This is a genomic window from Ferrovibrio sp. (genome assembly GCF_965278975.1).
GTDB lineage: Bacteria > Pseudomonadota > Alphaproteobacteria > Ferrovibrionales > Ferrovibrionaceae > Ferrovibrio.
Genome location: NZ_OZ257126.1, coordinates 1,210,809 through 1,236,780 on the forward strand (window position 1 = coordinate 1,210,809; position 25,972 = coordinate 1,236,780).

29 protein-coding genes are annotated in these 25,972 nt (G+C 65.4%); 17 read left to right on the forward strand and 12 right to left on the reverse strand.

Annotation, left to right across the window (positions count from 1 at the left end):
• Positions 1-50 precede the first annotated feature (50 nt).
• From infC to ACQY7X_RS05780, 4 genes are all read left to right on the forward strand, one after another.
• Positions 51-593, forward strand: coding sequence for a translation initiation factor IF-3 (gene infC / locus ACQY7X_RS05765; protein WP_428250036.1), 543 nt, complete (start codon positions 51-53; stop codon positions 591-593).
• Between the two features lie 138 nt (positions 594-731).
• The gene (locus ACQY7X_RS05770) at positions 732-1,721 is read left to right on the forward strand and encodes an NADPH:quinone oxidoreductase family protein (RefSeq protein ID WP_428248903.1); all 990 of its coding nucleotides are present in this window, start codon (positions 732-734) and stop codon (positions 1,719-1,721) included.
• Between the two features lie 6 nt (positions 1,722-1,727).
• Complete coding sequence (locus tag ACQY7X_RS05775) at positions 1,728-2,960, forward strand: methyltransferase (protein WP_428248904.1); 1,233 nt, start codon at positions 1,728-1,730, stop codon at positions 2,958-2,960.
• A 310-nt stretch (positions 2,961-3,270) separates the two neighbouring features.
• Positions 3,271-3,528: a DUF2442 domain-containing protein gene (locus ACQY7X_RS05780; RefSeq protein ID WP_428248905.1), complete on the forward strand. Its 258-nt coding sequence runs from the start codon at positions 3,271-3,273 to the stop codon at positions 3,526-3,528.
• Here ACQY7X_RS05780 and ACQY7X_RS05785 read toward each other — a convergent pair.
• The 6 genes from ACQY7X_RS05785 to rplU form a co-directional block, all read right to left on the reverse strand.
• Positions 3,525-4,130, reverse strand: a complete 606-nt coding sequence (locus ACQY7X_RS05785) for a nicotinate-nucleotide adenylyltransferase (protein ID WP_428250037.1) — start codon at positions 4,128-4,130, stop codon at positions 3,525-3,527. The genes ACQY7X_RS05780 and ACQY7X_RS05785 overlap by 4 nt on opposite strands.
• The gene (locus ACQY7X_RS05790) at positions 4,127-5,401 is read right to left on the reverse strand and encodes a glutamate-5-semialdehyde dehydrogenase (RefSeq protein ID WP_428248906.1); all 1,275 of its coding nucleotides are present in this window, start codon (positions 5,399-5,401) and stop codon (positions 4,127-4,129) included. Before ACQY7X_RS05790 ends, ACQY7X_RS05785 begins: the two co-directional genes overlap by 4 nt.
• A gap of 24 nt (positions 5,402-5,425) precedes the next feature.
• On the reverse strand, positions 5,426-6,541 hold the full coding sequence (gene proB, locus ACQY7X_RS05795; protein WP_428248907.1) for a glutamate 5-kinase: 1,116 nt from the start codon (positions 6,539-6,541) through the stop codon (positions 5,426-5,428).
• Positions 6,538-7,557, reverse strand: a complete 1,020-nt coding sequence (obgE, locus tag ACQY7X_RS05800; RefSeq protein ID WP_428248908.1) for a GTPase ObgE — start codon at positions 7,555-7,557, stop codon at positions 6,538-6,540. The genes proB and obgE overlap by 4 nt, the downstream gene beginning before the upstream one ends.
• An 86-nt stretch (positions 7,558-7,643) precedes the next feature.
• Complete coding sequence (rpmA, locus tag ACQY7X_RS05805; protein ID WP_428248909.1) at positions 7,644-7,916, reverse strand: 50S ribosomal protein L27; 273 nt, start codon at positions 7,914-7,916, stop codon at positions 7,644-7,646.
• A gap of 50 nt (positions 7,917-7,966) precedes the next feature.
• Positions 7,967-8,278, reverse strand: a complete 312-nt coding sequence (rplU, locus tag ACQY7X_RS05810) for a 50S ribosomal protein L21 (RefSeq protein ID WP_428248910.1) — start codon at positions 8,276-8,278, stop codon at positions 7,967-7,969.
• A gap of 206 nt (positions 8,279-8,484) precedes the next feature.
• Between rplU and ACQY7X_RS05815 the strand changes: the two genes are divergently transcribed.
• Positions 8,485-9,387 (forward strand): diacylglycerol/lipid kinase family protein, encoded by a 903-nt coding sequence (locus tag ACQY7X_RS05815; protein ID WP_428248911.1) that lies wholly within the window; start codon positions 8,485-8,487, stop codon positions 9,385-9,387.
• On the opposite strand, the gene ACQY7X_RS05820 is transcribed toward ACQY7X_RS05815, so the two are convergent.
• On the reverse strand, positions 9,384-9,989 hold the full coding sequence (locus ACQY7X_RS05820) for a TetR family transcriptional regulator (RefSeq protein WP_428248912.1): 606 nt from the start codon (positions 9,987-9,989) through the stop codon (positions 9,384-9,386). The genes ACQY7X_RS05815 and ACQY7X_RS05820 overlap by 4 nt on opposite strands.
• A 136-nt stretch (positions 9,990-10,125) precedes the next feature.
• Here ACQY7X_RS05820 and ACQY7X_RS05825 point away from each other — a divergent pair, with 136 nt between their 5' ends.
• Positions 10,126-10,959: an NmrA family transcriptional regulator gene (locus ACQY7X_RS05825; protein WP_428248913.1), complete on the forward strand. Its 834-nt coding sequence runs from the start codon at positions 10,126-10,128 to the stop codon at positions 10,957-10,959.
• Here ACQY7X_RS05825 and ACQY7X_RS05830 read toward each other — a convergent pair.
• Positions 10,956-11,363: a tellurite resistance TerB family protein gene (locus ACQY7X_RS05830; protein WP_428248914.1), complete on the reverse strand. Its 408-nt coding sequence runs from the start codon at positions 11,361-11,363 to the stop codon at positions 10,956-10,958. The two genes, ACQY7X_RS05825 and ACQY7X_RS05830, sit on opposite strands and share 4 nt — an antisense overlap.
• Before the next feature lie 152 nt (positions 11,364-11,515).
• Between ACQY7X_RS05830 and ACQY7X_RS05835 the strand changes: the two genes are divergently transcribed.
• Positions 11,516-12,487 (forward strand): alpha/beta hydrolase, encoded by a 972-nt coding sequence (locus tag ACQY7X_RS05835; protein WP_428248915.1) that lies wholly within the window; start codon positions 11,516-11,518, stop codon positions 12,485-12,487.
• Here the strand turns inward: ACQY7X_RS05835 and ACQY7X_RS05840 are convergent.
• On the reverse strand, positions 12,462-15,248 hold the full coding sequence (locus tag ACQY7X_RS05840) for an ATP-dependent DNA helicase (RefSeq protein WP_428248916.1): 2,787 nt from the start codon (positions 15,246-15,248) through the stop codon (positions 12,462-12,464). The two genes, ACQY7X_RS05835 and ACQY7X_RS05840, sit on opposite strands and share 26 nt — an antisense overlap.
• A 13-nt stretch (positions 15,249-15,261) precedes the next feature.
• Complete coding sequence (locus ACQY7X_RS05845; RefSeq protein ID WP_428248917.1) at positions 15,262-15,915, reverse strand: S24 family peptidase; 654 nt, start codon at positions 15,913-15,915, stop codon at positions 15,262-15,264.
• Between ACQY7X_RS05845 and ACQY7X_RS05850 the strand changes: the two genes are divergently transcribed.
• The 6 genes from ACQY7X_RS05850 to ACQY7X_RS05875 are packed head-to-tail and all read left to right on the forward strand — an operon-like array spanning position 15,884 to position 20,466.
• Entirely contained in the window at positions 15,884-16,921 is a 1,038-nt protein-coding gene (locus ACQY7X_RS05850; RefSeq protein WP_428248918.1) for a hypothetical protein, read from the forward strand. The genes ACQY7X_RS05845 and ACQY7X_RS05850 overlap by 32 nt on opposite strands.
• Positions 16,918-18,090, forward strand: coding sequence for a portal protein (locus ACQY7X_RS05855; protein WP_428248919.1), 1,173 nt, complete (start codon positions 16,918-16,920; stop codon positions 18,088-18,090). Before ACQY7X_RS05850 ends, ACQY7X_RS05855 begins: the two co-directional genes overlap by 4 nt.
• Positions 18,091-18,094: 4 nt before the next feature.
• Positions 18,095-18,409, forward strand: coding sequence for a hypothetical protein (locus ACQY7X_RS05860; RefSeq protein ID WP_428248920.1), 315 nt, complete (start codon positions 18,095-18,097; stop codon positions 18,407-18,409).
• Between the two features lie 50 nt (positions 18,410-18,459).
• Positions 18,460-18,801, forward strand: coding sequence for a DUF952 domain-containing protein (locus ACQY7X_RS05865; protein ID WP_428248921.1), 342 nt, complete (start codon positions 18,460-18,462; stop codon positions 18,799-18,801).
• Positions 18,779-19,417 (forward strand): 2'-5' RNA ligase family protein, encoded by a 639-nt coding sequence (locus tag ACQY7X_RS05870; protein ID WP_428248922.1) that lies wholly within the window; start codon positions 18,779-18,781, stop codon positions 19,415-19,417. Before ACQY7X_RS05865 ends, ACQY7X_RS05870 begins: the two co-directional genes overlap by 23 nt.
• Positions 19,414-20,466, forward strand: coding sequence for a quinone-dependent dihydroorotate dehydrogenase (locus ACQY7X_RS05875; RefSeq protein WP_428248923.1), 1,053 nt, complete (start codon positions 19,414-19,416; stop codon positions 20,464-20,466). Before ACQY7X_RS05870 ends, ACQY7X_RS05875 begins: the two co-directional genes overlap by 4 nt.
• A 10-nt stretch (positions 20,467-20,476) precedes the next feature.
• Here ACQY7X_RS05875 and ACQY7X_RS05880 read toward each other — a convergent pair whose 3' ends face one another.
• Positions 20,477-21,328, reverse strand: a complete 852-nt coding sequence (locus ACQY7X_RS05880) for a fumarylacetoacetate hydrolase family protein (RefSeq protein WP_428248924.1) — start codon at positions 21,326-21,328, stop codon at positions 20,477-20,479.
• 98 nt (positions 21,329-21,426) lie between these two features.
• Between ACQY7X_RS05880 and ACQY7X_RS05885 the strand changes: the two genes are divergently transcribed.
• The 3 genes from ACQY7X_RS05885 to ACQY7X_RS05895 all read left to right on the forward strand — a co-directional run bounded on the left by ACQY7X_RS05885 (position 21,427) and on the right by ACQY7X_RS05895 (position 25,230).
• Complete coding sequence (locus ACQY7X_RS05885; RefSeq protein ID WP_428248925.1) at positions 21,427-23,271, forward strand: ABCB family ABC transporter ATP-binding protein/permease; 1,845 nt, start codon at positions 21,427-21,429, stop codon at positions 23,269-23,271.
• Positions 23,272-23,606: 335 nt separating this feature from the next.
• A complete protein-coding gene (locus tag ACQY7X_RS05890; protein ID WP_428248926.1) occupies positions 23,607-24,326 on the forward strand; it encodes a phosphatidylserine decarboxylase in 720 nt (239 codons plus the stop codon).
• A gap of 28 nt (positions 24,327-24,354) precedes the next feature.
• Entirely contained in the window at positions 24,355-25,230 is an 876-nt protein-coding gene (locus ACQY7X_RS05895) for a CDP-alcohol phosphatidyltransferase family protein (protein WP_428248927.1), read from the forward strand.
• A 12-nt stretch (positions 25,231-25,242) separates the two neighbouring features.
• On the opposite strand, the gene ACQY7X_RS05900 is transcribed toward ACQY7X_RS05895, so the two are convergent.
• Positions 25,243-25,596, reverse strand: a complete 354-nt coding sequence (locus tag ACQY7X_RS05900) for a hypothetical protein (protein ID WP_428248928.1) — start codon at positions 25,594-25,596, stop codon at positions 25,243-25,245.
• 76 nt (positions 25,597-25,672) lie between these two features.
• Between ACQY7X_RS05900 and ACQY7X_RS05905 the strand changes: the two genes are divergently transcribed.
• Positions 25,673-25,969: a hypothetical protein gene (locus tag ACQY7X_RS05905; RefSeq protein ID WP_428248929.1), complete on the forward strand. Its 297-nt coding sequence runs from the start codon at positions 25,673-25,675 to the stop codon at positions 25,967-25,969.
• Positions 25,970-25,972 lie beyond the last annotated feature (3 nt).

The following is a 25,972-nucleotide window of genomic DNA, read 5'->3' on the forward strand; positions in this document are numbered from 1 at the left end:
ACCGGCCCGGTTCAATACCCCTACATCGTCAACATCGACAGGAGTTCACCATAGCCCGCCCACCCTTCCAGCCCGCACCGCCGCCCAAGACCGATGGCCCGCGGGTTAATTTCGAGATCGACGTACCCCAGGTCCGCCTGATCGACGCCGCCGGTGAAAACCGTGGCGTTGTTTCCATCCGCGATGCGCTGCGTCTGGCCGAAGAAGCCGGATTGGACCTCTGCGAAATCTCGCCCAACGCCGCGCCGCCGGTGGCCAAGATCCTGGATTTTGGCAAGTACAAATACGAGGCGCAGAAGAAGGCCGCCGAGGCCCGCAAGAAGCAGAAGGTCATCGAGATCAAGGAAATCAAGCTGCGCCCCGGCATCGACATCCATGATTACGGGGTGAAGATGAAGGCGATGCACCGCTTCCTCGAAGAAGGCGACAAGGTGAAGGTCACCCTGCGCTTCCGTGGCCGCGAAATGGCGCACCAGGAACTGGGCATGAAGGTGCTGGACCGCGTGCGCGAAGATCTGGTGGACAAGGCCAAGGTGGAACAGTCACCGAAGATGGAAGGCCGCCAGATGACCATGGTGATGTCGCCGAAATAAGGCGACACGGCGCCCCGCAAGGGGCGTCATCCCCCGCTTCAGGCGGGGTATCCACGAGCACCCTTTTCAAGATTATAAAAATAACGCGTGGATGCCCCGGCCAAGCCGGGGCATGACGGCGAAGCGAGGAAGCACCGCATGAGCAGCAGCGTGAAAGCGATGATCGCCAAGGCCTGGGGTGGCCCGGAGACCCTGGTCTATGAAGACCTCGCCCTGCCGGAACTCGGCCCGCGCCATGTCCGCATCCGCGTACACGCCGCCGGCCTGAATTTCCCCGACACGCTGATGATCGCCGGCAAGTATCAGTTCAAGCCGAGCTTCCCCTTCGCACCCGGCATGGAATGCGCCGGCGTCATCGATGCCGTGGGCGAGAAGGTGCGCGACCTCAAGCCCGGCGACCGCGTGCTCGCCACCACTGGCCATGGCTCGTTCGCCGAAGCGGTGGTGACCGAAGACCGCAACGTGTTCAAGATTCCGGACAGCATGAGCTACGAAATCGCGGCTGGCTTTCCGATTACCTACGGCACCACCTATCACGCCCTGGTCGACCGTGGCCGGCTGAAAAAAGGTGAAGTGCTGCTGGTGCATGGCGCGGCCGGCGGCGTCGGCCTCAATGCCGTGGAACTGGGCCGCGAACTCGGCGCCACCGTGATCGGCACCGTGGGCTCCGATGAGAAGGCCGCCATCGTCAAGCAATATGGCGCGGCGCATGTCATCAACTACTCCACGGAAAGCATCAAGGACCGCGTGAAGGAACTCACCGGCGGCAACGGCGCCGATGTGATCTATGACGCGGTCGGCGGCGATGCCTTCGACCAGTCTTTGCGCTGCATCAACTGGGATGGCCGCCTGCTGGTGATCGGCTTCGCCTCGGGCCGCATCCCGGAAGCGCCGGCCAACATGGCGCTGATCAAGGGCTGCTCCATCGTCGGCGTATTCTGGGGTGCCTTCGCGGCGCGCGAGGCGGAAAAGAACCGCGCCAATTTCGCCGCCCTGTTCAGCCTGTTCCAGCATGGCAAGCTGAAGCCGCATGTCTCGGCGAGCTTCCCGCTGCAGCAAGTACCGCAGGCGATGCAGGCTCTGCTCAGCCGCAAGACCACCGGCAAGGTGGTCATCACCGTGCCGTGACGGGCTGTGACTGACGCTGTTCAGCAGCAATACGAAGCCTATCCCTACCCGGCGCGCGATCCGGCCGAGGAAGCGCAGCGGCTGATCAGTGGCAGCCCGAGCTTCCTGCCGGAAGTGAACCATTATCTCTTTGCCGGGCGGCGCGATTTCCGCCAGCCGTTCCGCGCGCTGATTGCCGGCGGCGGCACCGGCGACGGCCTGATCCAGCTGGCGCAATTCCTCCAGCTCACCAGCCAGCAGCTTGGCGGGCCACAGCATGAAGTGGTCTATCTCGATCTCTCGGCGGCCTCGCGCCGCATCGCCGAGGCGCGCGCCGAGGCACGCGGCCTGACCAATATCCGCTTCATCACCGGCTCGCTGCTCGATGTGGCGAAGCTGGCGCCCGGCCCTTACGACTACATCGAAAGCTGCGGCGTGCTGCATCATCTGGCCGTGCCGGCCATCGGCCTGGCCTGCCTGGCGACCCAGCTTGGGCCGAAGGGCGGCCTTGGCCTGATGCTCTATGGCAGCTATGGCCGCGATGGCGTCTATCCATTGCAGACGGCCTTGCGGCAACTGATGCCTGACGAGGCGACGCCGGAAGAGAAAGTGGCGCTGGCACGGCGGCTGCTCAGTGACCTGCCGGAAGGCAATGCCTTCCGCCGCAATCCGTTCCTGAACGATCACAACACGGGCGATGCCGGGCTCTACGACCTGCTGCTGCATACCCAGGACCGCGCCTACACGGTGCCGGAGATCATCGAACTGCTCGATAGCAGCGACCTGGAGCCGGTGGCCTTCATCGAGCCCTGCCGCTACGACCCGTTAAGCTATCTGAAAGACTCAGGCTTGCGCGAAGCCGCCGCCGCTTTGCCGCAGCTTGAACAGGCAGCCTTGGCCGAACGGCTCTGCGGCAGCCTCAAGACCCATGTGCTCTATGCCGCACCACGCCATCGTGCGGCGGCCTGCATCGCCTGGCCCGACGATCCGGCCCTGATCCCCGGCCTGCGCGGCCTGCCGGCAGCAGCTCTCGCCGCCAGCCTGGAAAAGACCGGCAAGCTGGTGGTCACCTTCGAGCGCGACCGCCTGGAACTGCTGGCGCCGGAAGGCGCGGGCAAAATCGCGGCATTGATCGACGGACGGCGGAATCTCGGCGAGATCGCCGCAGCCCTGGGCATGAGCTGGATGGAATTCCAGAACGCCTATGCCCCGCTGCATGCCCTGCTTACTGGCGTAAACCGGCTGTATCTGCGGGTTTAAAATCCGCGTCGTCTTGCCCGCACTTGATGCACGGTTGTCCGGTTGAGCTTTTCGGGGATATCTCCCGACCTTACCCCACAACAAAGATCGTCATGGTCGGCGCAGGCCGACCATCCACGAGTTTTTACTTATTTGACCGAAATAAAAAGAACTCGTGGATGCCCCGCCTCCGCGGAGCATGACGTTTATCGTTGTTTCCCACTGCGGATCGCCGTGGCGCCAGCGCGCAATATGGGCTTTAGTGCCAGTGAGCTTGGCGTGTTAAGCCGGCTTGTGCGGCAACATAAGCCGTTGTTTGTGGAGGCTTGGAATGGCTTCTTTGGCAAAAACCGCAGCTGATACCCGGGTGCGCCATGTCGCGATTGATGGTGACAAACTGGTGGTCGACCTGATGGATGGCCGCGCCATTGCCGTGCCGCTGGCCTGGTATCCGCGCCTGTTTGAAGCCACGCCGCAACAGCGTCTCAACTGGCAGATTGCCGGCGGTGGCTACGGCATCCATTGGCCGGATGTCGATGAGGACCTCAGCACCGATGGCTTGCTGCGCGGCGCTCCGGCGCCGGTTTAGGCCTTACGCTTCGCCCGTATCGCCGTCGCGCTCAGCGGATTGAGCTTGGTCTTGAGAAACACGAAGGCAGGGGCTTGGCGTGCAGCCAGTGCGGCGGCCTGGCTCTGCGCCACGCGATAGGGCCGCAATGCTTGAGCCACCAGACTGCTGGAAGCCTTCAGGCTGTAGCCCGGGCGATCCAGCACCGCTATCGGCATCAGAGCGGCGATATGGCGCCAATCCTGCCAATGGCGCATCTGGCTCAGATTATCGGCCCCCATCAGCCAGACGAAGCGCATGACGGGATAATGCCGGCGCAACGCGTTAAGCGTATCCGCCGTGTAGCGGGTGCTCAGGCGATCTTCCAAAGCGGTGACGATGATGCGCGGATGCGACGAAACACGGCGCGCGCCTTCAAGCCGCTGCGCCAGCGGCGCCATGCCCCTGGCGCTTTTCAACGGATTCTGCGGACTGACCAGCCACCAGACCTGATCGAGCCTCAAGCGATGCAAGGCCGCCAGGCTGATTTCGCGATGCGCCGCATGGGCCGGATTGAACGAACCACCCAGCAGTCCGACGCGCAGGCGCTGATGCGATCCGAAAGGCGGCGGCAGCTTGATCAGGGGCGCACCTGGCCGTTGCCGTGCACGAGATACTTAAAGGTGGTGAGCTGTTCCACGCCCACTGGGCCACGCGCATGCATCTTGCCGGTGGCGATGCCGATCTCGGCGCCGAAGCCGAATTCGCCGCCATCGGCGAATTGCGTCGAGGCATTATGCAGCAGGATGGCGCTGTCGATGCGGCGCATGAATTCCGCCGCATGCATATCGTCCGCCGTCAGGATGCTTTCGGTATGGTGCGAACCGTAGCGTTCGATGTGATCCACCGCCGCATCCAGGCCATCGACCACGCGCACGGCGATGATGGCATCGAGATATTCGGTTGCCCAATCTTCCTCGGTCGCCGGCTTTACGCGGGCATCCACAGCCTGCGTCTCGGCATCGCCGCGCACTTCGCAGCCGGCATCGAGCAGCATCTGCACCAGAGGCTTCAGATGCGTCACCACGGCTTTGCGTTCGATGAGCAGGGTTTCCGCCGAACCGCAAACGCCGGTGCGGCGCAGCTTGGCATTGAGCACAATGCTCTTGGCCATGGCGAGGTCAGCAGAAGCCTCGACATAGACATGGCAATTGCCTTCGAGATGGGCAAAGACCGGCACACGGCTTTCCGCCTGCACCCGCGCCACTAGGCTTTTGCCGCCGCGCGGCACGATCACATCCAGCCATTGCGATGCCGCCAGCATGGCGCCGACGAGGGCGCGATCCGTGGTCGGCACCAATTGGATCGCCGCTGCCGGCAAGCCAGCCTCTCGCAGGCCCGCCACTAGCGCGGCATGGATGGCGCGGCTGGAATTGAAACTTTCCGAACCGCCGCGCAGGATGCAGGCATTGCCGGCCTTGAGGCACAGCCCGCCGGCATCGGCGGTGACATTGGGGCGGCTTTCGTAGATCACGCCGATGCTGCCGAGCGGCGTGCGCACGCGCTGGAAGCGCAGGCCATTGGGCCGCGTCCATTCGGCGGTGACGGCACCGACCGGATCGGGCAGGGCTGCGATATCCTCAAGCCCGACGGCAATGCTTTCGATACGCGAGGCGTTCAGTTCCAGGCGATCAAGCAGCGCGCCGCTCAAGCCCTTGGCTTTAGCCGCCACCATATCCTCGGCATTGGCCGCCAGGATCGCCGGCGCATTGGCACGGATCGCCTTCGCCGCCGCCAGCAGGGCGCGGTTCTTCTGCTCCGGCGAGGCGATGCTGAGCTGCTGCGCGGCGGCGCGCGCGGCGCGGCCGAGTTCGTTCATCAGTTCGGTGGCATCGGTCTGGATCAGCGCGTTCATGGTAGAGCCTATCTAGCGCGGTCCCTAGCGCAGGACCAGATCATCGCGATGGATCATCTCGTCGCGCCCAGCGTAGCCGAGAAGGGCAGCGATTTCATTGGATTTATGGCCCATGATGCGGCGTGCATCCTCATCGGCATAGGCTGAAAGCCCCTGCGCGATCAGATTGCCTTCCGCATCCAGCACCTGCACGGCATCGCCGCGCTGGAAGCGGCCATGCACGGCGGTGATGCCGGCGGGCAGTAGCGAGCGGCCGCGCTTCAGCGCCTGGGCGGCACCGGCATCGATGGTGAGCATGCCCTGGGCATTGAGATGGCCGGCGATCCACTGCTTGCGCGCCGTGGCCGGCGAACCCGACGCACGGAACCAGGTGCAACGGCCGCCATCGAGAATCTGCTGGATCGGATGCAGCTTCTTGCCATTGGCGATCACCATGGCGCAGCCCGCCCCCACGGCGATCTTCGCCGCCATGATCTTGGTGATCATGCCACCCCGGCCGAGGCCCGAGCGCGACACGCCGGCCATCGCCTCGATCTCCGGCGTGACGGCTTTCACTTCGCCCAGGAATTTGGCTTCCGGGTCGATGCCGGGATCGGCGGTATAGAGGCCATCGATATCGGAGAGCAGGATCAGGCTGTCGGCCGAGATCATCTGCGCCACGCGGGCGGCCAGCCGGTCATTGTCGCCGAAGCGGATTTCAGCGGTGGCGACGGTATCGTTCTCGTTCACCACCGGCACCACGCCGAGGCCGAGCAGCGTATTGGCGGTCTCGCGCGCATTGAGGTAATGCCGGCGCGATTCCGTATCGCCCAGCGTCAGCAGGATCTGCGCGGTTTTCAGTTCATGCTTGGCCAAAGCCTCGGCCCAGGCAGCGGAAAGCCGGATCTGGCCGGCAGCGGCCGCCGCCTGGCTTTCCTCCAGCCGCAGCGCGCGCGGCTCCAGCCCCAGCACGCGGCGGCCCAGAGCGATGGCGCCGGATGACACCACCAGCACTTCCTTGCCCTGTTCACGCAAGGCGGCGATATCGGCCACCAGAGCCTGCAGCCACTGGCCGCGCAAGGTGCCCTTCTCGCCATCGACCAGCAGGCTGGAGCCGACCTTGACGACAACGCGGCGGGATTTTTTCAGATGCTCGCTCATAGCCCGGCGGCCGCTTTTTCCTCGGCGCGGGTCATCGCCACCTGCTCGTAAAGCGCCTGCACCACCGCGTCGATGCCATCGCCAGAAACGCCCGACAGCACGAAGACCGGCCGCTTGGCGGCGCGCTTCAGCTTCTGCACCTTGGCCTTCAGTTCATCGGGCGGGATCGCATCGGCCTTGTTCAGGCCGATGATTTCCGGCTTGTCCTCAAGGCCGGCGCCATAGGCGGCCAGTTCCTTGCGGATCATGCGCCAATGCTTCACCGGCTCCGGCTCGGTGCCATCCAGCAGATGCAGGATCACGGCGCAGCGTTCGACATGGCCGAGGAAGCGCGTGCCGAGGCCAGCACCTTCGGAGGCGCCTTCGATCAGGCCGGGCAGATCGGCGAGCACGAATTCATGATCCTTGAACCGCACCACGCCAAGCTGCGGCTTCAAGGTGGTGAAGGGATAATCGGCGATCTTGGGCTTGGCGCGGCTGACGCGGCTCAGGAATGTCGACTTGCCGGCATTGGGCAGGCCGACCAGGCCGGCATCGGCGATCAGCTTGAGGCGCAGCCAGATCCACTTGCTTTCATTCGGCCAGCCCGGATCGCCGCGGCGCGGCGCGCGGTTGGTGGCACTCTTGAAATGCTCGTTGCCATGGCCGCCATCGCCGCCCTTGCAGAGCAGCACGCGCTGGCCGATCTCGGTCAGGTCGGCAATCAGCGTCTCGCCATCCTCGTCGAGAATCTCGGTGCCCTTCGGCACTTTCAGCACCACCGGCGGACTATCGGCGCCGGTGCGGCTGCGGCCCATGCCATGGCCGCCGCGCTGGGCGCGGAAATGCTGCTGGTAGCGGTAGTCGATCAGGGTGTTGAGGCCATCGACACATTCCACCCAGACATCGCCGCCCCGGCCGCCATTGCCGCCATCGGGGCCGCCATACTCGATGAATTTCTCACGCCGGAAGCTGACGGCGCCGGGACCACCCTGGCCGCTCTCGACATAGACTTTGGCTTGATCAAGGAACTTCATGGTTTTGACTCATCGGAAACGAAAAAGGGGAATGGCCTGCGCCATTCCCCTCAAATTCGTCTCAACCTTGGGAAGGCGCGTATGAGTTACGCCTCCGCCGGAACGCCCTGGGGCAGCACCGACACATAGTCGCGGCCCTTCTTGCCGTCGTGGAACTTGACCTGGCCATCGGACAGGGCGAACAGAGTGTGGTCCTTGCCGAGGCCGACATTCTTGCCCGGGTGCACCTTGGTGCCACGCTGGCGGATGATGATGTTGCCGGCCAGAACGACTTCGCCGCCGAACTTCTTGACGCCGAGGCGCTTGCTCTGGGAGTCGCGACCGTTGCGGGAGGAACCGCCAGCTTTTTTGTGGGCCATAGTCTTCTCCTAAATCCTGACGTGTCGGCTTGCGCCGAAGTGTTGGCGGCTTACGCCGCGATGTTGGTGATCTTGACCGACAGGTAATCCTGGCGGTGGCCGTTCTTGCGGCGGGAATTCTGCCGGCGGCGCTTCTTGAAGATGATCAGCTTTTCGCCACGGGTGCGGCCGATGACCTCGGCAGTGACCTTGGCGCCAGCCAGGAACGGCTTGCCCAGCTTCACGCCGGCATCGCCGCCAACGGCCAGCACCTTGTCGAACTCGATGGTGGCACCGGCTTCACCGGCGACCAGCTCGACTTCGAGCACGTCGCCCGCCGCCACCTTGTACTGCTTACCGCCGGTCTTGATCACTGCGAACATAGGCCCAATCCATGTAAAATGGCGGCGCTCCGCAGATGCGGCGCCACCGGAATTCCGAGGTGGCGCACTATAGCCGCCGAAACCCCTCTGTCAACCCCGGATTCCGGCTTTGGCGCGGGCGGTCCGGGCAGTGCCGATGTTCCTAATTGATTCTTGTCATTAAACTATCTCTGCCACCCATGGGCCGAATCTGCTAATCGGGCCGGATGGACCTGCCCGCCTACCGCCGCCGGCTGCTAATCATCTACAATCCCACCGCCGGCCGGCGCAAACGGGCCCGGCTGGAAGCCTATCTCGATCTGCTGGAAGAAGCCGGCTGCGCGGTGGAATACCGCCCCACCACCCGGCGCGGCGATGCCGAAGCCTTTGCCAATGACGCCCTGGCCGAGCGCTATGATGCCGTGGTGGCCGCTGGCGGCGACGGCACCATCGCCGAGGTGGCCAACGGGTTGCCGAAAGCCGGCGCGGCGCCGCTCGGCATCTTTCCCTTGGGCACCGCCAATGTGCTGGCCGCCGAGATCGGCCTGCCGCTCAAGCCTGAGGCGGTGATGGAGGCGGTGCTGCACGGGCCCGACCGGGCGATCTATCCCGGCTTCGTTGAAAGCGGTGGCATGATTCGCCTGTTCACCATCATGGCCGGTGTCGGCTTCGACGCCCATGTGGTAGCCGACCTGCCGCCGAAGCTGAAACGCGCGCTGGGCAAGGGCGCTTATGTGATCGAGTCGATGCGCCAACTTGTGCGCTGGCCGGGGCGGCAATACCGGCTGGACATCGACGGCCAGAATTTCGAGGCCTGCTCGGCGATCATCGCCAAGGGGCATTTCTATGCTGGCCGATTCATCTGCTGTCCCGATGCCCGGCTGGATGCGCCGGATTTCCAGATCTGCCTGCTGCGAATGCCGGGCAAGATCGGCGTGCTGCGCGCGTCCGTGGCGATGACGCTCGGCTTCCTGCCCAGATTGCCGGAAATCACCCTGCTGCGTGGCAAATCGGTGAAGATCACCGGCATTGCCGGCGATCCGGTGCAGGCCGATGGCGATATCGCCGGGCATCTGCCGGCAAGCATCACCGTGGGGGCAGAGCCCCTGCGGCTGATCATGCCGCGTTAATCGAGTAACGCCGCCACTTCGCGCAGCAGCAAAGGCTTGAAGGCGGCAATCAGCGCATCGCCTTCTGCACGCGGCATCGCCACCGCCAGGCGCACCGAGCTGCACAACAGATACATCAGCAGAAAAGCGCGCGTCTCAATATCGCCTGGGATAGCCGGCACCAGGCGGCGCAGGGTGTTGGCGAGGCAGGCGGCATGCCATCGGCCATCTTCCAGGTCCATATCCTGCAACGCCTTGTCGGCCTGGGTACCGGACCAGATATCGCGCATCGCCGGCTCGGCCAGGAACATGGCGTAATAGGCATCGATGATGCGCAGCAGTGCCGGCCCCAGTTCGGCCGCCGCCGTCACCGCGCCCAGTTCGCCGCCGACACAGGCACGGCCTTCCTCGTTATAGCGTTCCGCCAGGGCACGGATCACCGCCGCCTTGTCGGGGAAATACTGGTAGAGCGAGCCGATCGAGACTCCGGCCTGCTGCGCCACATCGGACATGCGCAACGCCTCGCTGCCCTGGGCAGCGATCAGATCGCGGCTCACGCCTAGCAGGCGCTCGACGCGCTCGCGGCTGCGGCGCTGAGTCGGCAGGCGGCGGCTTTCGCTCAAAACAGACTCCAAAAGAAAATGTGAGGAATACTCATTTTCCTCTTGCCTTCCATAATACGAGGGTTTATCACATTTGCAAATGTGAGATTTACTCACATTAAGCCCACCCTTCTCACGTTAAGCATCGGAGACTGCCATGACCCCGCCCAATACCGATACCGCCCCCATCCTGATCCTCGGCGCCAGCGGCAAGACCGGCCGGCGCGTCGCCGCCCGCCTGCGCCAGCAGGGCATAGCCATCCGCGAAGCCCGCCGCCCGGCTTTCGACTGGCAGCAGCCGGAAACCTGGCCCGCCATGCTGCATGGTGCCCGCGCCGCCTATATCGCCTTTGCCCCGGACCTCGCCGCGCCGGGCGCCATCGACACCATGGCCGACTTCGCCCGTCAGGCGGCGCTGGCGGGATTGCAGCATCTGGTGCTGCTCTCGGGCCGGGGTGAGCCGGAAGCGGAAGCCTGCGAACAGCTGGTGCAGCGCGCCGGTCCGGCCTGGACCATCCTGCGCGCCAGCTGGTTCATGCAGAATTTCAGCGAGGAATTCCTGCGCGATGCGATCCGCCAGGGCGCCGTGCCGCTGCCGCTGGATGGCGTGCGCGAACCCTTCATCGATGCCGAAGATATCGCCGAGGTGGCGGTCGCCGCGCTGCTCGATCCAGCGCGCCATGCCAGCCAGCTCTATGAACTCACCGGCCCGGCGCTGCTGAGCTTCCCCGGGGCCGTCGCCGCAATCGGCACAATGCTCCAGCGCGATATCGCCTATATCAAGGTACCGATGGAGGAGTATTTTCAGGCGATGGCCGCGCAGGGTATTCCCGCCGACTACGCGGCGCTGGTGCGCTACCTGTTCACCACAGTGCTGGATGGCCGCAACGAGAACCTAGCCGATGGCGTGCAGCGCGCGCTCGGCCGGCCGCCGCGCGACTTTACCGCCTTCGGCACGGCGGCAGCGGAGGCTGGGGCCTGGAAAGCCTAGCCGCGATAGCGGGCGCGGGCGCCGCGCTCGATGGCGGCGGCATGGAGACGTTCGACGCCGAGTTCATGGCGCAGCATTTCCAGCCAGCGCAGTTCCGACTGTTCGGCATTGCCATCCACCGCCACGATATCGCAGGCCAGCGCATAGGCGGTTTCGACGAGATCCGCCGGTATTGCCTCTTTCACCAGGCCAAGGGCGGCAGCAATGCCGTCCTCGTCATCGAGCAGCGCAACGCAATCGCCGGTGGCCACGCGCATGGCATCCAGGCTGTAGCCCCGGAATACCGGCAGGCTGCGCACGGCGAAGGAAATCGATTCCAGCTCCGAATCCTTGATCCGGCCATCGGCCACGGCGGCAATCACCATGGCGTAGATCATGGCAGCTTGGGGCGAAATCGTCGTCATTGCATCTCCTTGGCGTTGCTGCGAACTATGCCGGTGGCGCGGTGCCTGAGCAAGGCTCCGGCGCCAAACCCGTGATCCTGCCGCGTGACCGCCGACACAGTAGCGCCGCCGCTTTAAAGCTATGAGACGCGCCAGCATATCTGGAGGAAACCATGCCGAACCTGTTCCGCCGCGCCGCCATTGCCGGCCTCGCTCTTGTACTTGGCACTGGTGCATTGCTTGCCGGCATGATCGCCTTCGGCACCAGCGCACCGCCGCCACCACTGGCCGTGCTGCTGGAACCGGCCATCGCCCAAGCGCGCGCGCAGCAGGGCATGGTGCCGCCGCTGCTCAGCTTCAAGAGCCGCGATGGCAGCAGCCTGGGCTATCGCCGCTATGACGGCCGCCAGGACGCGGCACTGTTCCTGATCCATGGCTCCACCGGTTCGGCGGAAGGCATGCACGCCATGGCGGTGGCGCTGAATGAAGCGAACGGTCCCACCGTGATCACGCTGGACATGCGCGGCCACGGCGCCAGCGGCCGGCTGGGCGATATCGATTTCATCGGCCAGATGGAACAGGACCTGGAAGACGCGCTGGGCCTCGCACCGGCAGGCGCGAAACTCGGCCTGATCGGCTTTTCAGCTGGCGGCGGCTTCGCGCTGCGCGTTGCCGGCACCAAGCTGGGTGAACGCTTCGAGCGCATCATGCTGCTGGCGCCGATGTTGCATCCACGCTCGCCGACCTATCGCCAGAATGGCGGCGGCTGGGCCGTGGCCTATCTGCCGCGCCTGATCGCGCTGGCGGTACTGGAGCAATCGGGCCTGCATATCTATCAGCATCTGCCGGTGCTGGCCTTCGCGCGCCAGGACAGCGCGGGCAAGCCCTATACCTATTCCTTCCGGCTCTGGGCCAATTTCAAGGCGCATGAAGACTATGCCGCCGATTACCGCCGCCAGCAGCGCGCGCCGCTGGTGCTGATCGGCGAGCAGGACGAACTCTTCAATGCCACCGCCTATGAACCGGAACTGAAAGCCGTGCGCCCGGATGCCGAGGTGCGCGTGCTGCCCGGCATCAACCACATCAACCTCAGCCTGCGGCCCGAGGCTTTCGCCGTGATCAAGGCAGAGCTGAAGGGGTTCTGATCAGCGATGCCTGCATGCCGGCGAGGAAGCTGCGCGTCTCGGTGACAGCCTCGGCGATGCCGACGCGGCGCACCTCGACGCTGGATGGAAAAGCCGAGAGCAGGCGGGTGGGCAATTGCGCATCCAGCACCACGAAGACGCCGAAATCATCGGCGCGGCGCAGCAGCCGGCCGAATGCCTGTTTCAGCTTCAGGCGCGTGAGCAGATCGTCATAGGCCTGGCCGCCGAAAGCCGCGCGCCGCGCCTTGTGCAGCAGATCGGGGCGCGGCCAGGGCACGCGGTCGAAGGCAACGAGGCGCAAGGCCGCGCCCGGTACATCGACGCCATCGCGCATCGCATCGGTGCCGAGCAGGCAGGAATGTTCCTCGGCGCGGAAAATATCCACCAGCGTGCCGTTATCCAGCGGATCGACATGCTGGGCATAGAGCGCCAGGCCGGCATCGGCCAAAGGCTTGATGATGCGCTTCTGCACCGCGCGCAGCCGGAAGATGGCGGTGAACAAGCCCAAGCCGCCGCCACCGGCGGCAAGAAACAGCTCGCGATAGGCGGCCGCGACCTGATTGACATCATCGCGCCGCACATCGGTGACGACATAGATGCGCGTGCGGTTGGCATAGTCGAAAGGCGAAGAGAATGACGCACGCCGCGCCGGCTGCGGCAGATGCCGCGCGCCGGAGCGGATTTCTGCATTCTGCCAGCTCTGTTCCGGCGCTGCATCGCCGAGCGCCGGATTGAGATCGCGCAACGTGGCCGAGGTCACCGCCACGCCATGGGCGGGTTTCAGCACCGCTTCGGCAAACGGCCGCATCGGATCAAGCCAATGGCGGTAGAGGCCGAGATCGAGATCGCGGCCATCATCGCGTTCCAGCGCGAACCAGTCGACGAACTCCTTCGGTGTCTCGGTCTCCAGGCTTTTCAGCATCGCGGCCCAGGCTTCCAGCGTCAGCTTGCGCCGGGTCAGGCCGCGCAAGGCGCCTTCGATGCGGCCACGCGTGGCGCTATCGAGATCGGCGGTATCATCATCGAGCTTTGCATTCAGCGCCTTGATCAGGGTTGCCATCGGCGCCAGCATCTTCTGCAGGGCGCGGGCGAAATCCGCCGCCGCTTCCACCAGCCCCGGCAGCGGCTCGCGCGTCGGCGATTCCAGGCCATAGGGGCTGTCCGGCTCGCGGCTGCGCGCCAGCACCTGTTTGCGCGCTTCGGAGAGGAAACGCTCGCCGATTGCCGGCGGCGCCGCATCTGCGGGCTGTTCCTGCATACGCAGCGCCCAGCCTTCCGCCGGCAGGGCACGCGCCGCTTCCATCAGGCTGTCCAGCGCCTGGCGGGCCTGGCTGTCCTCGGTGAGCAGATCGCCGATGCGATTGCCAAGGCCTCGCGCGCGGCTGCGGCGCCCGCCTTCCGGCCCGCGCAGCCAGCGGCGCAGTTCCATGCCTTCCTGGCCCGAAAGATGCGCGGCGAAGGCACCATCGGCGGCCTCGAACAGGTGATGGCCTTCATCGAACACATAGCGCAGCGGCCGCGTGCCATCATCCTCGTTGCCGAGCGCAGCCTGGATCATCACCAGGGCATGATTGGCGATCACCATATCGGCGCGGCGCGCCCGGCGCAGGCCGCGTTCGATGAAGCATTTGCGGTAATGCGGGCAGGCGGCATGAATGCATTCGCCACGCTGATCGGTCAGCCCGAGCGTGCGGCCCCGGCCATGCAGATCGATCAGCCATGAGGGAAAATCGCCGCCGGCAATATCGCCGTCACGTGTCGACTGCACCCAGCGCGCCACCAGGCCGAGCGCGATGATATCCACGGGCCGCGCCGCCGCCGACTGGCTCGCATCATCGAGATTGAGCAGGCAGATATAGTTCTCGCGGCCTTTGCGCAGGACAACCTTCACCGCCTTCTCGGTCGGATTGGGATAGAGCCGGTCGAGTTCACGGTCGAGCTGGCGTTGCAGATTCTTGGTGTAGGTGGAAAGCCACACCGTGCCGCCATTCTTCTCGGCCCAGATCGAGGCCGGGGCGATATAGCCGAGCGTCTTGCCGATGCCGGTGCCGGCTTCGCTCAACACCATTTCCGGCATGCCGACCTCGGCGCGCGGCGCGAATGCCAAAGCAGTCGTGGCGGCATAATCGGCCTGCGCCTCGCGCAATTCGGCGGCATCGCCGAGCAGGCGCTGCAACCGTTCGCGTGCTTCCATCGGCGACACGCTCTGCGTATCGGGCGGCGGCAGCGGCGCGAAATCGGCCCAGTCCGGCAGATCGCTCCACACATCCAGGCCAAGCCGCGCCGGCACCGGTTCCGGCGCCATCGCCTCGATGGCAAACGGCGCCCAGGGCCAGCCGGCGCGCTGCATGGTGGCGGCGATACGCATGACACGGCGCAGCTTGTGCGGATCCATCAGGCGCAATTCGCCGAGCAGCTTTTCTGCCGCTTGGCGCAAGGCCGGGGCCAGATCGACAACATTCGACGGCTCAGCCATGCCGACGGCTTCGAGCAGGCCACGCGCCGTGGGCAGGCAGAAGCGCGCCGGACGCACGAAGGCGAAAAGATCGAGCAGATCGAAGCTCGGAAATGGATTGAGGCCCAGCCTTGCGGCCGTGGCGCGGCCATGCACCAGCAGCGGCGGCACGGCCCGGGCGCGGCGCCCGGCGGTTTCGGCATCCAGCTTTTCAGGGCGGGCCTCGGCACCGCCTTCGAGCCAGATCGCGCCGGCACCATCGGCCACCAGCACCGGCAGCCGCGCCAGCGCCGCCTGCAGGCTCATGATGCGATCAGGCTCATTGCGAGGCCCAGACGATGCGATGCATCCAGGCGATATCGGTGACATCCAGGCTGCGCTCGCCCAGATTCCGCTCGCTCTGGGCCGGATCGAAAGCCGCGAGTTCGACGCGAGTCAGCGTCTTGCGCAGCAACTGCCGGCAGAGCAATTCGCCATTCAGCCGCCGCAGCACCACGCGGTCGCCACGCCGGGTCGGCGCGCGCGGCGACAGCACCAGCCTGGTGCCATCGCGGTAGATCGGCAGCAGGCTTTCGCCGCTCACCTCAAGCGCATAGGCGAGATCATCGCCAAGATCGGGGAACGGCTGCCGTTCCCAGCCATTCTGGATCAGCGGCAGGCCAGCATCATCGAACAGGCCGGGCTGGCTGGCCTGGCTGAAGCCGATCATCGGGATGCGGAAAGCGGCGCCACGGTTGCCACTGGAATCGACCAGCACCTCCATGAACTCGCCGATGCTGGCGCCGGTGGCCTCAATCACCTTGGCGATGCTCTCGGTGGAGGGCCAGCGCTGGCGGCCATCCGCCGCTTCACGCTTGGAGCGGTTGAAGGTGGTCGGATCAAGCCCTGCCTTGCGCGCCAGGCCCGACGCAGTCAGGCCATAGCGTTCGGCGAGGCCATCGATGGCGGCCCAGATCGCTTTATGCGTCAACATGGGAACATTGTCTTACATTTTGCCGCTTTTGACTATGGGATTGGACCGGGAAATGAGAATTCGCAAGGAAATTACTCCAAAAAAGCCGTGGTTATCATTCTATGATCGCATATTGTTCTATTTATACACCAATTATCACACCTGCCAGAGCCCCGCAATGTTCCTGCCCCGCCCTGATCTAGAGCCGCCGCCGCAGGCGCTTCGTCCGGCTTTGCCGGGGCTATTGCCCGGCCCGGCCAGGGCAGCCGGATCACCCGCACCTCCGGCCACGCCGCCTCTGGCGGTAGTGGTTTTCGCCGACCAGACCGGGCTGTGGTGGCTGCGCGGACTGAAGCCCGGATTTCGCCATTGCTATGCATTTTACCGCCATTCCGAGGGCTGGCTGCGGCTTGATCCGCTATCACACCGGCTGGACCTGGACTTTCGCCCGAGCAACGGCGATGTCCTGGCCGATGCCCTGGACCTGGCGGCACGGCTGCGCCTCGAAGGCCGCCTTGCCCTGACCGTGCCGCTGCGCCCGGCACCGCCCCGCCTGGCACCGCCGCTGCCGTTTTCCTGTGTCGAAGCCGTGAAGCGCCTATTGGGAATACATAGCTGGATAATATGTACACCATGGCAACTTTTCTTATTTTTAAGAAAATACTCTCTTGACGGTTATTTGATCCTGCATTATACCGTAGTCAGACAGGAACAAAACGCGTATATCGCGCCACGGTGGCGGGCCTTCCGGGCCTGGATCGGGCACAGCGCAGCCAGGGCGGCAGGCCAGGCCGGCCAGAGGAGAAAAGCGATGGGTGGCATTTTCAGCAGTCCCAATCCTCCGGCACCGGTAGTGGCGCCGCTGCCGGCCGAGGACCCGGCGGAAGCCGCTGCCCGCGTTGCCCGCGAGCGCCGCCGCCGCGCCCAGGGCGAAACCATTGCCACCTCCTATCGCGGTGTTGCTGATCTAGCCGCCACTTCGCTGGCCCCCGCTCAGCCGGCGCGCAAATCCCTGATCGGGGAATGACCATGCTGGCTGCCGCCGATCCGACCACCGACAAGGCAGGGGCGCTGTGCCGCCGCTATGCCGCCGCCAAGGCCGCCCGCTCGCCTTGGGAAAGCCGCTGGCAGGAATGCTATGCCCTGACCCTGCCGTTGGCTGCGTCTGCCGCAAGCAGCACAAGAACAAATCAGGTAAATAACGCTGCCATGCCGCTCTATGACGGCACCGCCGCCGATGCCGTGGACCAGCTGGCCGCCAGCCTGCTGGCCCAGCTTACCCCGCCCTGGTCGCGCTGGTTCGCCTTCCAGCCCGGCAGTGACCTGGATCCGGCCAGCGCCGGGCCAGGTGCCGGACCAGGCGCCGGACCAGGCGCCGGACCTGTTACCAGCCTGCTGGATGACGCCTCGCGCCGCGCTCAAGCGCAATTCGACCACTCGAATTTCGTCGTCGAGCTTCTCTTGCAGCCGACCAACAGCATGGAAGGTCGCCTCGATCCCGCCCTGCTGCGCGGCTATGGCGATGACATCGCAACGCGCGAGGCCGGCGGCCGCCTGGTGTTGAGCCTGGGCGCCACGCGGCTGGTTTCGGCCAGCTGCTTCTGGGATCCGGCTTTCGGTGCGCCCGAACGCGGCGACAGGAGCGCCGTCGCCGCCCTGTTCAGCGATGCCGAGGGCCGCTACTACCTGCACCGCATCGCCTATCTCACCCATGATCCGGCGCGGCTCGACGAACAGGACGAAGCCAACCAGCTCTGCGATCAGGTGGCGGCGTTCATGCTGGCGCTGCATCTACCCAGCATCCGCGTCGAGAGCAATGGCATCGGCAAGTTCCTGCCCAGCCTGCTGCGCGGCGCGCTGAGCCGCAACGGCAGCGGCGCCAGCGTGATCGAGCATGTCTCGCGCCAGGCAAAACAGGCGCGCATTCTCGCCGCCTTCGATGCCCCGCTGGCCGCCGGCATGCTGCATGCGCATGACAGCGTGCTGGCTTCACCGCTGATCATCGAGATGCGCGAATGGCGGCCCGGCAATGCCCGGGCGCGCGATGATGGCCTGGATGCAGTGGCCGGCTGCCTGCTGGCCGAGCCGGTGCGCCTGGTGCAATCGCCGCGCCCGCGCCGCCAGGATTGGCGCCCGGGCCATGACGCCAACCAGGCCGATACGCAATTCGATCCCCTGCGCAATTCGGAAGGATGAAACCATGAGCAGCCTGCCCGTCGATTTCGCCTGGTGGCTTTCTGCCGTGGAACTGCCCGCCCTGGCCGGCCTGTTCTGGATGCTGCAACGCCAGCGCGAGCAGGGCGAACAGGCCATCGAGGCCGTGGCGCGCGATTGCCGCCTGGCGATCCAGGCCACGCGCGCCGCGCTGGCCGATTACAAGCTGGAAGTGGCGCAAAGCTATGCCTCGGTCGGCGCGCTGAAGGATGTGGAAACCCGGCTCACCGAGCATCTCTTGCGCATCGAGGCCAAGCTGGATCAGGCCTCGGTGCAGAAACACGCGCTCAGCCGCTTCTGACCCGTGGCAGATTCTAGGAAACCCGCGTCGAATCGGCTATTGCTCAGACCATGACCATTATCTACCACATGGCGGCGCTGGCCGATTGGCGCGCGGCGGAACTGAGCGGCGGCTATGCCGGCTCGGGCGACGATCTGCGCGATGGCTTCATCCATTTCTCCACCGCCGAACAGGTAGTCGAGTCCGCTGCCAAGCACCGCAAGGGCCGCGACGACCTGCTGCTGCTGTTCGTGCAGGCGGAGACGCTCGGCGCGGCTTTGCGCTGGGAACCTGCCCGCGGCGGCCAGCTTTTCCCGCATCTCTATGGCGTATTGCAGCCGCGCCAAGCCTATCGCGTGGTGCCGCTGCCGCTTGCAGCCGATGGCCGCCATGTCTTCCCCGATCTCGACTGATCCCGGCCCGGCTGAGTTCATCCGCGACCCGCATTGGGAGACGGCGCAGGTTTCCTACACCTTGCAGGCCGCCGCGCCCGAGGATGTGCAGCATCAACTCGAAGCCCTGCGCGATGCCGTGTCGGCCATAGCGCCGCCCGGCACCTTCTGGCGCGTGCCGCCGGCACGGCTGCATGTCTCGCTGCATGTCATCGGCCAGCCGCGTTATGCCTATGACAAGGATGCCTACTGGGCGGAAATCGGCGCCACCGCGCTGGCGGAACTGGCCGCCATTGAGCCGCAGCCTTTTCACTGGCGCTTTGATCGCCTGATCGCCGCCTCGCTCGGTGTCATCGCCGCGGCCCCGCCCGATCCGCGCCTGCTCACCCTGCGCCAGCGCCTGCTGGACAAGGTGCCGCCGCCGCCGGGATGCTATGATCCGCCTTATCCGCTGGTGCATTGCACGCTGCTGCGCTATGCCATGCCGCAGGCCCTGCCCGGCGATTTCGCCGCGCGCGTGGCGGCGCTGCCCTGTGGCGTGGAATGGACCGCGCGGCGGCTGGATTTGCTGCGCAACGCGCGCTATCCCTCGCTGGAACCGCAGATTCTGCGCTCTTACCGATTGGAGCAAGCATGAGCCTCTATACGTCCGTCGCCTGGCCACTGCTGCGCCATATCGATGCCGAGGATGCGCACCGCGCCAGCCTGCGGCTGCTCTCGCTCGGCCTGCCCCTCGGTTTCACCGCGCCCTATCGCGATGCCATGCTGCAAACCAGCATCGCCGGCATGAAGCTGCCGAACCCGGTCGGCCTCGCCGCCGGGTTCGACAAGAATGCGGAAGTGCCCGATGCCATGCTGCGGCTCGGCTTCGGCTATGTCGAGATCGGCGGCGTGACACCCCGGCCGCAGCCGGGCAATCCGCGCCCGCGCGTGTTCCGCCTGGAAGCCGACCGCGCGGTGATCAACCGCATGGGCTTCAACAACGAGGGCCTGGATGCGGCGGTGGCCCGCCTCGCCGCGCGCCAGCGCAAGGCCGGTCTGGTCGGCGCCAATCTCGGCGCCAACAAGGACAGCACGGACCGCGCCGGTGATTACGCCATCGGCTACGCGGCTTTGGCGCCGCTGGTGGATTTCTGTGTCGTGAATGTTTCGTCGCCGAACACGCCGGGCCTGCGCAACCTACAGGGCCGCGAGGAACTGGTCGGCTTGCTGGCGCGGCTGGTGCCGTTGCGGCAGCAGAAGCCAAGGCCGCTTTTCGTGAAGATCGCGCCCGACCTCACCGATGCCGACCTCGACGACATCGCCGAGCTGGCGCTGGAACACAAACTGGATGGCCTGATCGCCACCAACACCACGATCGCGCGGCCCGAAAGCCTCAAAAGCCCGAACAAGGCCGAGACCGGCGGGCTTTCCGGCGCGCCGCTGCTGGCACCGGCCACCGAGATACTGCGCAAGCTCTATGCCCGGCTTGGCGGCAAGGTTGCCCTGATCGGCACCGGCGGCATCGCCAGCGGCAAGGATGCCTATGCCAAGATCCGCGCCGGCGCTTCAGCCGTGCAGCTCTATTCCGCCCTAGTCTATGAAGGCCCGGGCCTGGCCAGCCGCATCAACCGCGACTTGGCGGCGCTGTTAAAGCAAGACGGCTTCCGCTCTGTCGCGGAAGCCGTCGGTATCGACGCCAAGTAGGCTTATAGGATCAGGCGTTCTTCACCGGGTGGCGCAGCAGGCCGACGCCGCTGATTTCCACTTCCGCGACATCGCCATCCTTCATCCACAGCGGCGGGGTGCGCTTGGCGCCGACGCCGCCCGGGGTGCCGGTGGCGATCACATCGCCCGGCTTCAGCGCCACCCAGGTGGTGACATACTTGATGATCTTGCGGATGTTGAAGGTCATCAGGTCGGTGCCGGATTTCTGCACGCTCTGGCCGTTGAGGCGGGTTTCCAGCGTCAGGTTCTGCGGGTCGGGGATTTCATCCGCAGAGACCATCCAGGGGCCGAAGCCGCCGGTGGCGGGGAAGTTCTTGCCCGGGGTGAACTGGCTGGTGTGGTTCTGCCAGTCGCGGATCGAACCATCCATGTAGCAGCTATAGCCGGCGATCAGCGAATAGGCATCGGCTTCGGAAACCTTGAAGCCTTCCTTGCCGATGATGATGGCGAGTTCGCCCTCGTAATCGAAGCGTTCCGATTCCTGCGGCCGCAGCAGCGGCTTGCCATGGGCAACCTGGCTTTCCGGGAAGCGCACGAAGCAGGTCGGGTGGCCCGGCGGCTCGCGGCCCATTTCGCGGCGATGCTCGTCATAATTGACGCCGATGCAGATGATCTTGCCCGGATTGGGCACCACCGGCAGCAGGTCCAGGCTTTCCACCGCGCCCAGCTTCGGCGCCGCAGCGGCGGCTTCGCCCAGCTTGGCCAGCGCGCCGGCCTTCAGCACCGCCACCAGGTCCGGGTAGGTGGCACCCAGCACGGCACCGACATCGGCCACCTTGCCATCCGCGCCGACGACCCCGTACGAGGCCTTGCCATTCGCCGTGAAACTAACCACCTTCATCGCGTCGCTCCCGAGGTAACTGTATGGTTGGGGTTGGGGAATCAATACGCCCGGCCCCGGAGCGGCGCAAGTCCCGCCCCCTTATTGCTTCAGGTCCCATGCCGATCCTTTTTCCGCCGCCCCAGCGCCAGGGCCAAGACCCGGCCAAGCGGCGCCGCTTCGCCACCGATCTGCTGAGCCGGCTGTGGCCGCAGAACCGCGCCGACCTGCGCCGCCGCGTGGTGCTGGCTATTCTTTTCCTGATCTTCGCCAAGCTGATCAATGTCAGCGTGCCGTATCTCTACAAGCGCGCCATCGACCTGCTCGACATGACCAAGAGCGATGGCCACACGGCGCTGATCGCCATTGTCGGCGTGGTGATGGCCTATGGCCTGGCGCGCGTCGGCGCCCAGGCTTTCGGCGAGGCACGCGACGCGATCTTCGCCAAGGTGGCGCAATCGGCGATCCGCAATCTGGCGCTGGAAGTGTTCCACCACATGCATGCGCTTTCCTTGCGCTTCCACCTCGAACGCCAGACCGGGGGCCTGAGCCGCGTGATCGAACGCGGCACCAAGGGCATCCAGTTCGTGCTGCAATTCATGACCTTCAACATCGTGCCGACGATCGTGGAGATTTTCCTCGTCGGCGGCATCCTGTGGGCGCTGTATGGCTGGGAATTCTCCGCCATCACGGTGGGTTCCATCGCCGGCTATATCGCCTTCACTTTGCTGTTCACCGAATGGCGCACCAAGTATCGCCGCGAGATGAATGAGGAGGACCAACGCGCCAATACCCGCGCGGTCGACAGCCTGCTGAATTACGAGACGGTGAAATACTTCACCAACGAGGCGCATGAAGCGCGCCGCTTCGACGAGGCGCTGAGCCGCTATGAACGCGCCGCGGTGAAAAGCCAGGTGACGCTGTCGGCGCTGAATCTGGGCCAGGGCGTCATCATCGCCATCGGCCTGATCGGCGTGATGGTGCTGGCCGCCATGGGCGTGCGTGACGGTTCCATGACGCTGGGCGATTTCGTCATGGTCAACACCTACCTGATCCAGCTCTACCTGCCACTCAACTTCCTCGGCTTCGCCTATCGCGAAATCAAGCAGGGCCTGGTGGACATGGAAGCGATGTTCACCCTGCTGGATGTGCCCGCCGAAGTGCAGGACGCGCCCGATGCCGCGCTGCTGGCGCCCGGCCCCGGCGAGGTCGAGTTCGACAATGTCGACTTCGCCTATGATCCGCGCCGTCCGATCCTGCAGAATGTCTCGTTCCGCATCGCGCCGGGCAGGAAGCTCGCCGTGGTCGGCGCCTCGGGCGCGGGCAAGAGCACGCTGTCGCGCCTGCTGTTCCGCTTCTACGATATCACCGGCGGCGCCATCCGCGTCGATGGCCAGGATATCCGCAGCGTGACGCAGCTCAGTCTGCGGCAGGCCATCGGCATCGTGCCGCAGGATACCGTGCTGTTCAACGACACCATCGCCTACAACATCGCCTATGGCCGGCCCGAGGCGAGCGAGGAGGAAATGCGCGCGGCGGCGCGGATGGCGCAGCTCGAACCGCTGATCGAACGGCTGCCCGATGGCTACCAGACCATGGTGGGCGAGCGCGGCCTGAAACTTTCCGGCGGCGAGAAGCAGCGCGTCGCCATCGCCCGCGCCCTGCTGAAACGGCCGCGCGTGATGCTGTTCGATGAAGCCACCTCGGCACTCGATACGCATACGGAGCGCGAAATCCAGCAGGCGCTCGGCGCCGCCGCCCAGGGCGTCACCACGTTGGTGATCGCGCATCGTCTCTCCACGGTGGTGGATGCCGACGAGATCGTGGTGCTGGAAAGCGGCCGGGTGGCGGAACGCGGGCGGCACGAGGCCCTGCTGGCGCGTGACGGCCTCTATGCCCGGCTCTGGCGGCGGCAACTTGAAGCTGCGGAAGCCGAGCAGCGGCTGGAAGCCAGCACGGTTTAGAGCATGATGACACCATATTGATGCACTACGTTTCGCCTGGAGGCGGTAGCCACTAGGAGGAGCGCGCAGCAGGTACCTGACGGTACCTGCAAGCGTTTCGACGACGTGGATGCCGCCTCCAGGCGAAACCCTGCGGGCCGGGTGAATTTGGCCTTCGGGTGCGTCGCACGGCTTGCCCGTAGTCCCACTACGTGCTGCGCCGTGCTCCTACCCGAAGGCCAAATTCACCCCGGCGTAATGCACCAATATGGTGTCATCATACTCTGAGCCTTTCAGGTTATGGGCATTGCCGGTACAATGCGGCACTGCATTCAACCTGTTGAGGCTTAACGAGTATGGACACGATCCGTTCGGTTCTGGTGCCGATCCACCGCGAAGGCTGGAAGTTCATCGCGCTGTTCGCGCTGGGCACCCTGGTGCTGTTCTGGATCGCCACCCCGCTCGGCTGGGTTGGCGTGGTGCTCACCGCCTGGTGCGCCTATTTCTTCCGCGACCCGCCGCGCGTCACCCCGATCCGCCAGCCCGGCCCCGATGGCAAGGCGCTGCCGACCCTGCTGATCGCGCCGGCCGATGGCGTGGTGCAGATGATCGAGCGCGCGGTGCCGCCGGAGGAACTCGGCATGGGCTTCGATGCCCGGCTGCGCATTTCGATCTTCATGAATGTGTTCAACGTGCATGTGAACCGTGCGCCGGTGGATGGCAGCGTCACCGCGCTGGCCTACCGCCCGGGCAAGTTCCTCAATGCGGCTTTGGACAAGGCTTCCACCGACAACGAGCGCCAGTCGATGAAGCTGAAGCTGGAAAGCGGCAAGGAAGTGGCGGTGGTGCAGATCGCCGGCCTGGTGGCGCGCCGCATCCTGTGCGAAGCCCGCGAAGGCCAGGTCTACAAGGCCGGCGAACGCTTCGGCCTGATCCGCTTCGGCAGCCGCGTCGATGTCTATCTCGATGATGGCATGGTGCCGCTGGTGGTGGTGGGCCAGAATACCATCGGCGGCGAAACCGTGATCGCCGAGGATGAAGCCGAGGAAGCGGCGCGCGGCGGCGAAATCCGCTGAGCGCCGGTTTGCTGGAGAGGATCGAAGCATGCTGATCAAGCCGCCGCCGCGCCTGCGCAAGCTGCCGCTGAACATGCTGGCGCCGAATATCCTTACCATCTGCGCGCTCTGCTCGGGCCTTACCTCGATCCGCTTCGCCATTGCCGGACAGTGGAAATACGCCGTTGCCGCGATTGCCGTGGCGGCTTTGTTCGACATGCTGGATGGCCGCGTGGCGCGGCTTTTGAAGGGCGCCAGCCGTTTCGGCGCCGAGCTTGATTCGCTGTCCGATTTCCTCTGCTTCGGCGTCGCACCGGTGATGGTGCTGTATTTCTGGACCCTGCACGATCTCGGCAACGGCAATCCCGGCTGGCTGGTGGTGCTGGCATTTGCCACCTGCACGGCTCTGCGCCTGGCGCGCTTCAACACCGCGCTGGAAGATACCGAGAAGCCGGTCTGGACCGGCAGCTTCTTCACCGGCATCCCGTCGCCCGCCGGCGCCGGCCTGTCGCTGCTGTTCATGATCCTGAGCCTGGAAGTGGATTCGGCGCTGTTCCGCTCGCCCTTCCTCAATGCCGTGTGGGCCTTGGGCATCGGCTTCCTGATGATCAGCAAGGTGCCGACCTATTCCTTCAAGCGCGTGCGGGTGAAGCGCGAGGCGGTGCTGCCGGTGCTGCTGGGCGTCGGTGTGCTGGCGGCGTTGCTGATGAACGAGCCGTGGTACACCCTGGCGGCGCTGGAAATCGCCTATATCATCTCGATCCCGTTCAGCCTGCGGGCGCATGAGCGCCACAAGCGCGGCGATGAAGCGGCGGCTGCAAGTGCCGTGGCCGATGCCCCGGCTGGTGCGGAGGAAGCTGCGCCCGCCGTCACCAAGGATGCCGCGACCAAGGATGACGAGCCGCCGGCGCGGCAGCTGCATTAAGCCGCTAAGAGATCAGTGCCGTGTCGGCCCGCCGCGGCGCTTTTCCTCTTCCAGCTTGGCGCGCAGCTTGTCGGCAAAGGCGCCGCCATCATTCTTCTGCGCCAGGAACAGTTCGACGCTGAGCATGGCGCGCTCGTGATCGGTGGTCGGCGGCCCCTTGCGCGCCACCTTCTCGGCCAGTTTCAGCAGACGCGGATCCATCTTGGCGCGGATCGAGCGGATCAGCCGCGCCAGTTCGGCGCGCGGGTCGGCTTTGCGCCCCCCGGCCGATGGCTGCGCGGCCGGTTTCGGCTTATCACCCGGCACGAAAAGCGCGTTCACCAGGCGCTGCAATGCACCCACTGGTTTCTTTTGCGGCGGTTTCATGGTTAACCCTCGCTCGCCGCAGCGTTTTTCGCAACCTTCTTGTTGCGGTTGAGCCAAATCGGCCTACTTTATCCTTATGAGCTTGATCGCCCCCGCCCCCGGCCTGCTGCCGACCGTCGCCACCGCGCCGACGCAGCAGACCAACAACCAGGGACCAGCCGCCGCCCAGGCGGTTGCTGGCGTGGCGGCGCTTGGCGTGCGCACCGAAACCCGCATGGCGGCCACCGCCTCGGGCAATTCCGGCGGTTCCGCCGGCAGCCGCGGCGACAAGGGCCGCAATGCCGACAACAACGCCAACGCCACCGAAGCCCGCACCGACCGCGCCGGTTCGCGTCCGCGCGGCATGGGGCGTAACGCCGACGTCACGGTTTAAGTA

What these genes read in the sequence shown, in the direction of transcription:
- ACQY7X_RS05830 (WP_428248914.1), bottom strand. Translation starts at nt 11,363, where the DNA reads ATGACGACGATTTCGCCCCAAGCTGCCATGATCTACGCCATGGTGATT.
- ACQY7X_RS05845 (WP_428248917.1), bottom strand. Translation starts at nt 15,915, where the DNA reads ATGTTGACGCATAAAGCGATCTGGGCCGCCATCGATGGCCTCGCCGAA.
- ACQY7X_RS05905 (WP_428248929.1), top strand. Translation starts at nt 25,673, where the DNA reads ATGAGCTTGATCGCCCCCGCCCCCGGCCTGCTGCCGACCGTCGCCACC.
- ACQY7X_RS05835 (WP_428248915.1), top strand. Translation starts at nt 11,516, where the DNA reads ATGCCGAACCTGTTCCGCCGCGCCGCCATTGCCGGCCTCGCTCTTGTA.
- ACQY7X_RS05885 (WP_428248925.1), top strand. Translation starts at nt 21,427, where the DNA reads ATGCCGATCCTTTTTCCGCCGCCCCAGCGCCAGGGCCAAGACCCGGCC.
- ACQY7X_RS05865 (WP_428248921.1), top strand. Translation starts at nt 18,460, where the DNA reads ATGACCATTATCTACCACATGGCGGCGCTGGCCGATTGGCGCGCGGCG.
- ACQY7X_RS05880 (WP_428248924.1), bottom strand. Translation starts at nt 21,328, where the DNA reads ATGAAGGTGGTTAGTTTCACGGCGAATGGCAAGGCCTCGTACGGGGTC.
- ACQY7X_RS05790 (WP_428248906.1), bottom strand. Translation starts at nt 5,401, where the DNA reads ATGAACGCGCTGATCCAGACCGATGCCACCGAACTGATGAACGAACTC.
- ACQY7X_RS05895 (WP_428248927.1), top strand. Translation starts at nt 24,355, where the DNA reads ATGCTGATCAAGCCGCCGCCGCGCCTGCGCAAGCTGCCGCTGAACATG.
- ACQY7X_RS05815 (WP_428248911.1), top strand. Translation starts at nt 8,485, where the DNA reads ATGGACCTGCCCGCCTACCGCCGCCGGCTGCTAATCATCTACAATCCC.
- ACQY7X_RS05850 (WP_428248918.1), top strand. Translation starts at nt 15,884, where the DNA reads ATGGCGGCCCAGATCGCTTTATGCGTCAACATGGGAACATTGTCTTAC.
- ACQY7X_RS05770 (WP_428248903.1), top strand. Translation starts at nt 732, where the DNA reads ATGAGCAGCAGCGTGAAAGCGATGATCGCCAAGGCCTGGGGTGGCCCG.
- ACQY7X_RS05840 (WP_428248916.1), bottom strand. Translation starts at nt 15,248, where the DNA reads ATGAGCCTGCAGGCGGCGCTGGCGCGGCTGCCGGTGCTGGTGGCCGAT.
- ACQY7X_RS05890 (WP_428248926.1), top strand. Translation starts at nt 23,607, where the DNA reads ATGGACACGATCCGTTCGGTTCTGGTGCCGATCCACCGCGAAGGCTGG.
- ACQY7X_RS05855 (WP_428248919.1), top strand. Translation starts at nt 16,918, where the DNA reads ATGACCATGCTGGCTGCCGCCGATCCGACCACCGACAAGGCAGGGGCG.
- ACQY7X_RS05860 (WP_428248920.1), top strand. Translation starts at nt 18,095, where the DNA reads ATGAGCAGCCTGCCCGTCGATTTCGCCTGGTGGCTTTCTGCCGTGGAA.
- rplU (WP_428248910.1), bottom strand. Translation starts at nt 8,278, where the DNA reads ATGTTCGCAGTGATCAAGACCGGCGGTAAGCAGTACAAGGTGGCGGCG.
- proB (WP_428248907.1), bottom strand. Translation starts at nt 6,541, where the DNA reads ATGAGCGAGCATCTGAAAAAATCCCGCCGCGTTGTCGTCAAGGTCGGC.
- ACQY7X_RS05825 (WP_428248913.1), top strand. Translation starts at nt 10,126, where the DNA reads ATGACCCCGCCCAATACCGATACCGCCCCCATCCTGATCCTCGGCGCC.
- obgE (WP_428248908.1), bottom strand. Translation starts at nt 7,557, where the DNA reads ATGAAGTTCCTTGATCAAGCCAAAGTCTATGTCGAGAGCGGCCAGGGT.
- ACQY7X_RS05900 (WP_428248928.1), bottom strand. Translation starts at nt 25,596, where the DNA reads ATGAAACCGCCGCAAAAGAAACCAGTGGGTGCATTGCAGCGCCTGGTG.
- ACQY7X_RS05780 (WP_428248905.1), top strand. Translation starts at nt 3,271, where the DNA reads ATGGCTTCTTTGGCAAAAACCGCAGCTGATACCCGGGTGCGCCATGTC.
- ACQY7X_RS05870 (WP_428248922.1), top strand. Translation starts at nt 18,779, where the DNA reads ATGTCTTCCCCGATCTCGACTGATCCCGGCCCGGCTGAGTTCATCCGC.
- rpmA (WP_428248909.1), bottom strand. Translation starts at nt 7,916, where the DNA reads ATGGCCCACAAAAAAGCTGGCGGTTCCTCCCGCAACGGTCGCGACTCC.
- ACQY7X_RS05875 (WP_428248923.1), top strand. Translation starts at nt 19,414, where the DNA reads ATGAGCCTCTATACGTCCGTCGCCTGGCCACTGCTGCGCCATATCGAT.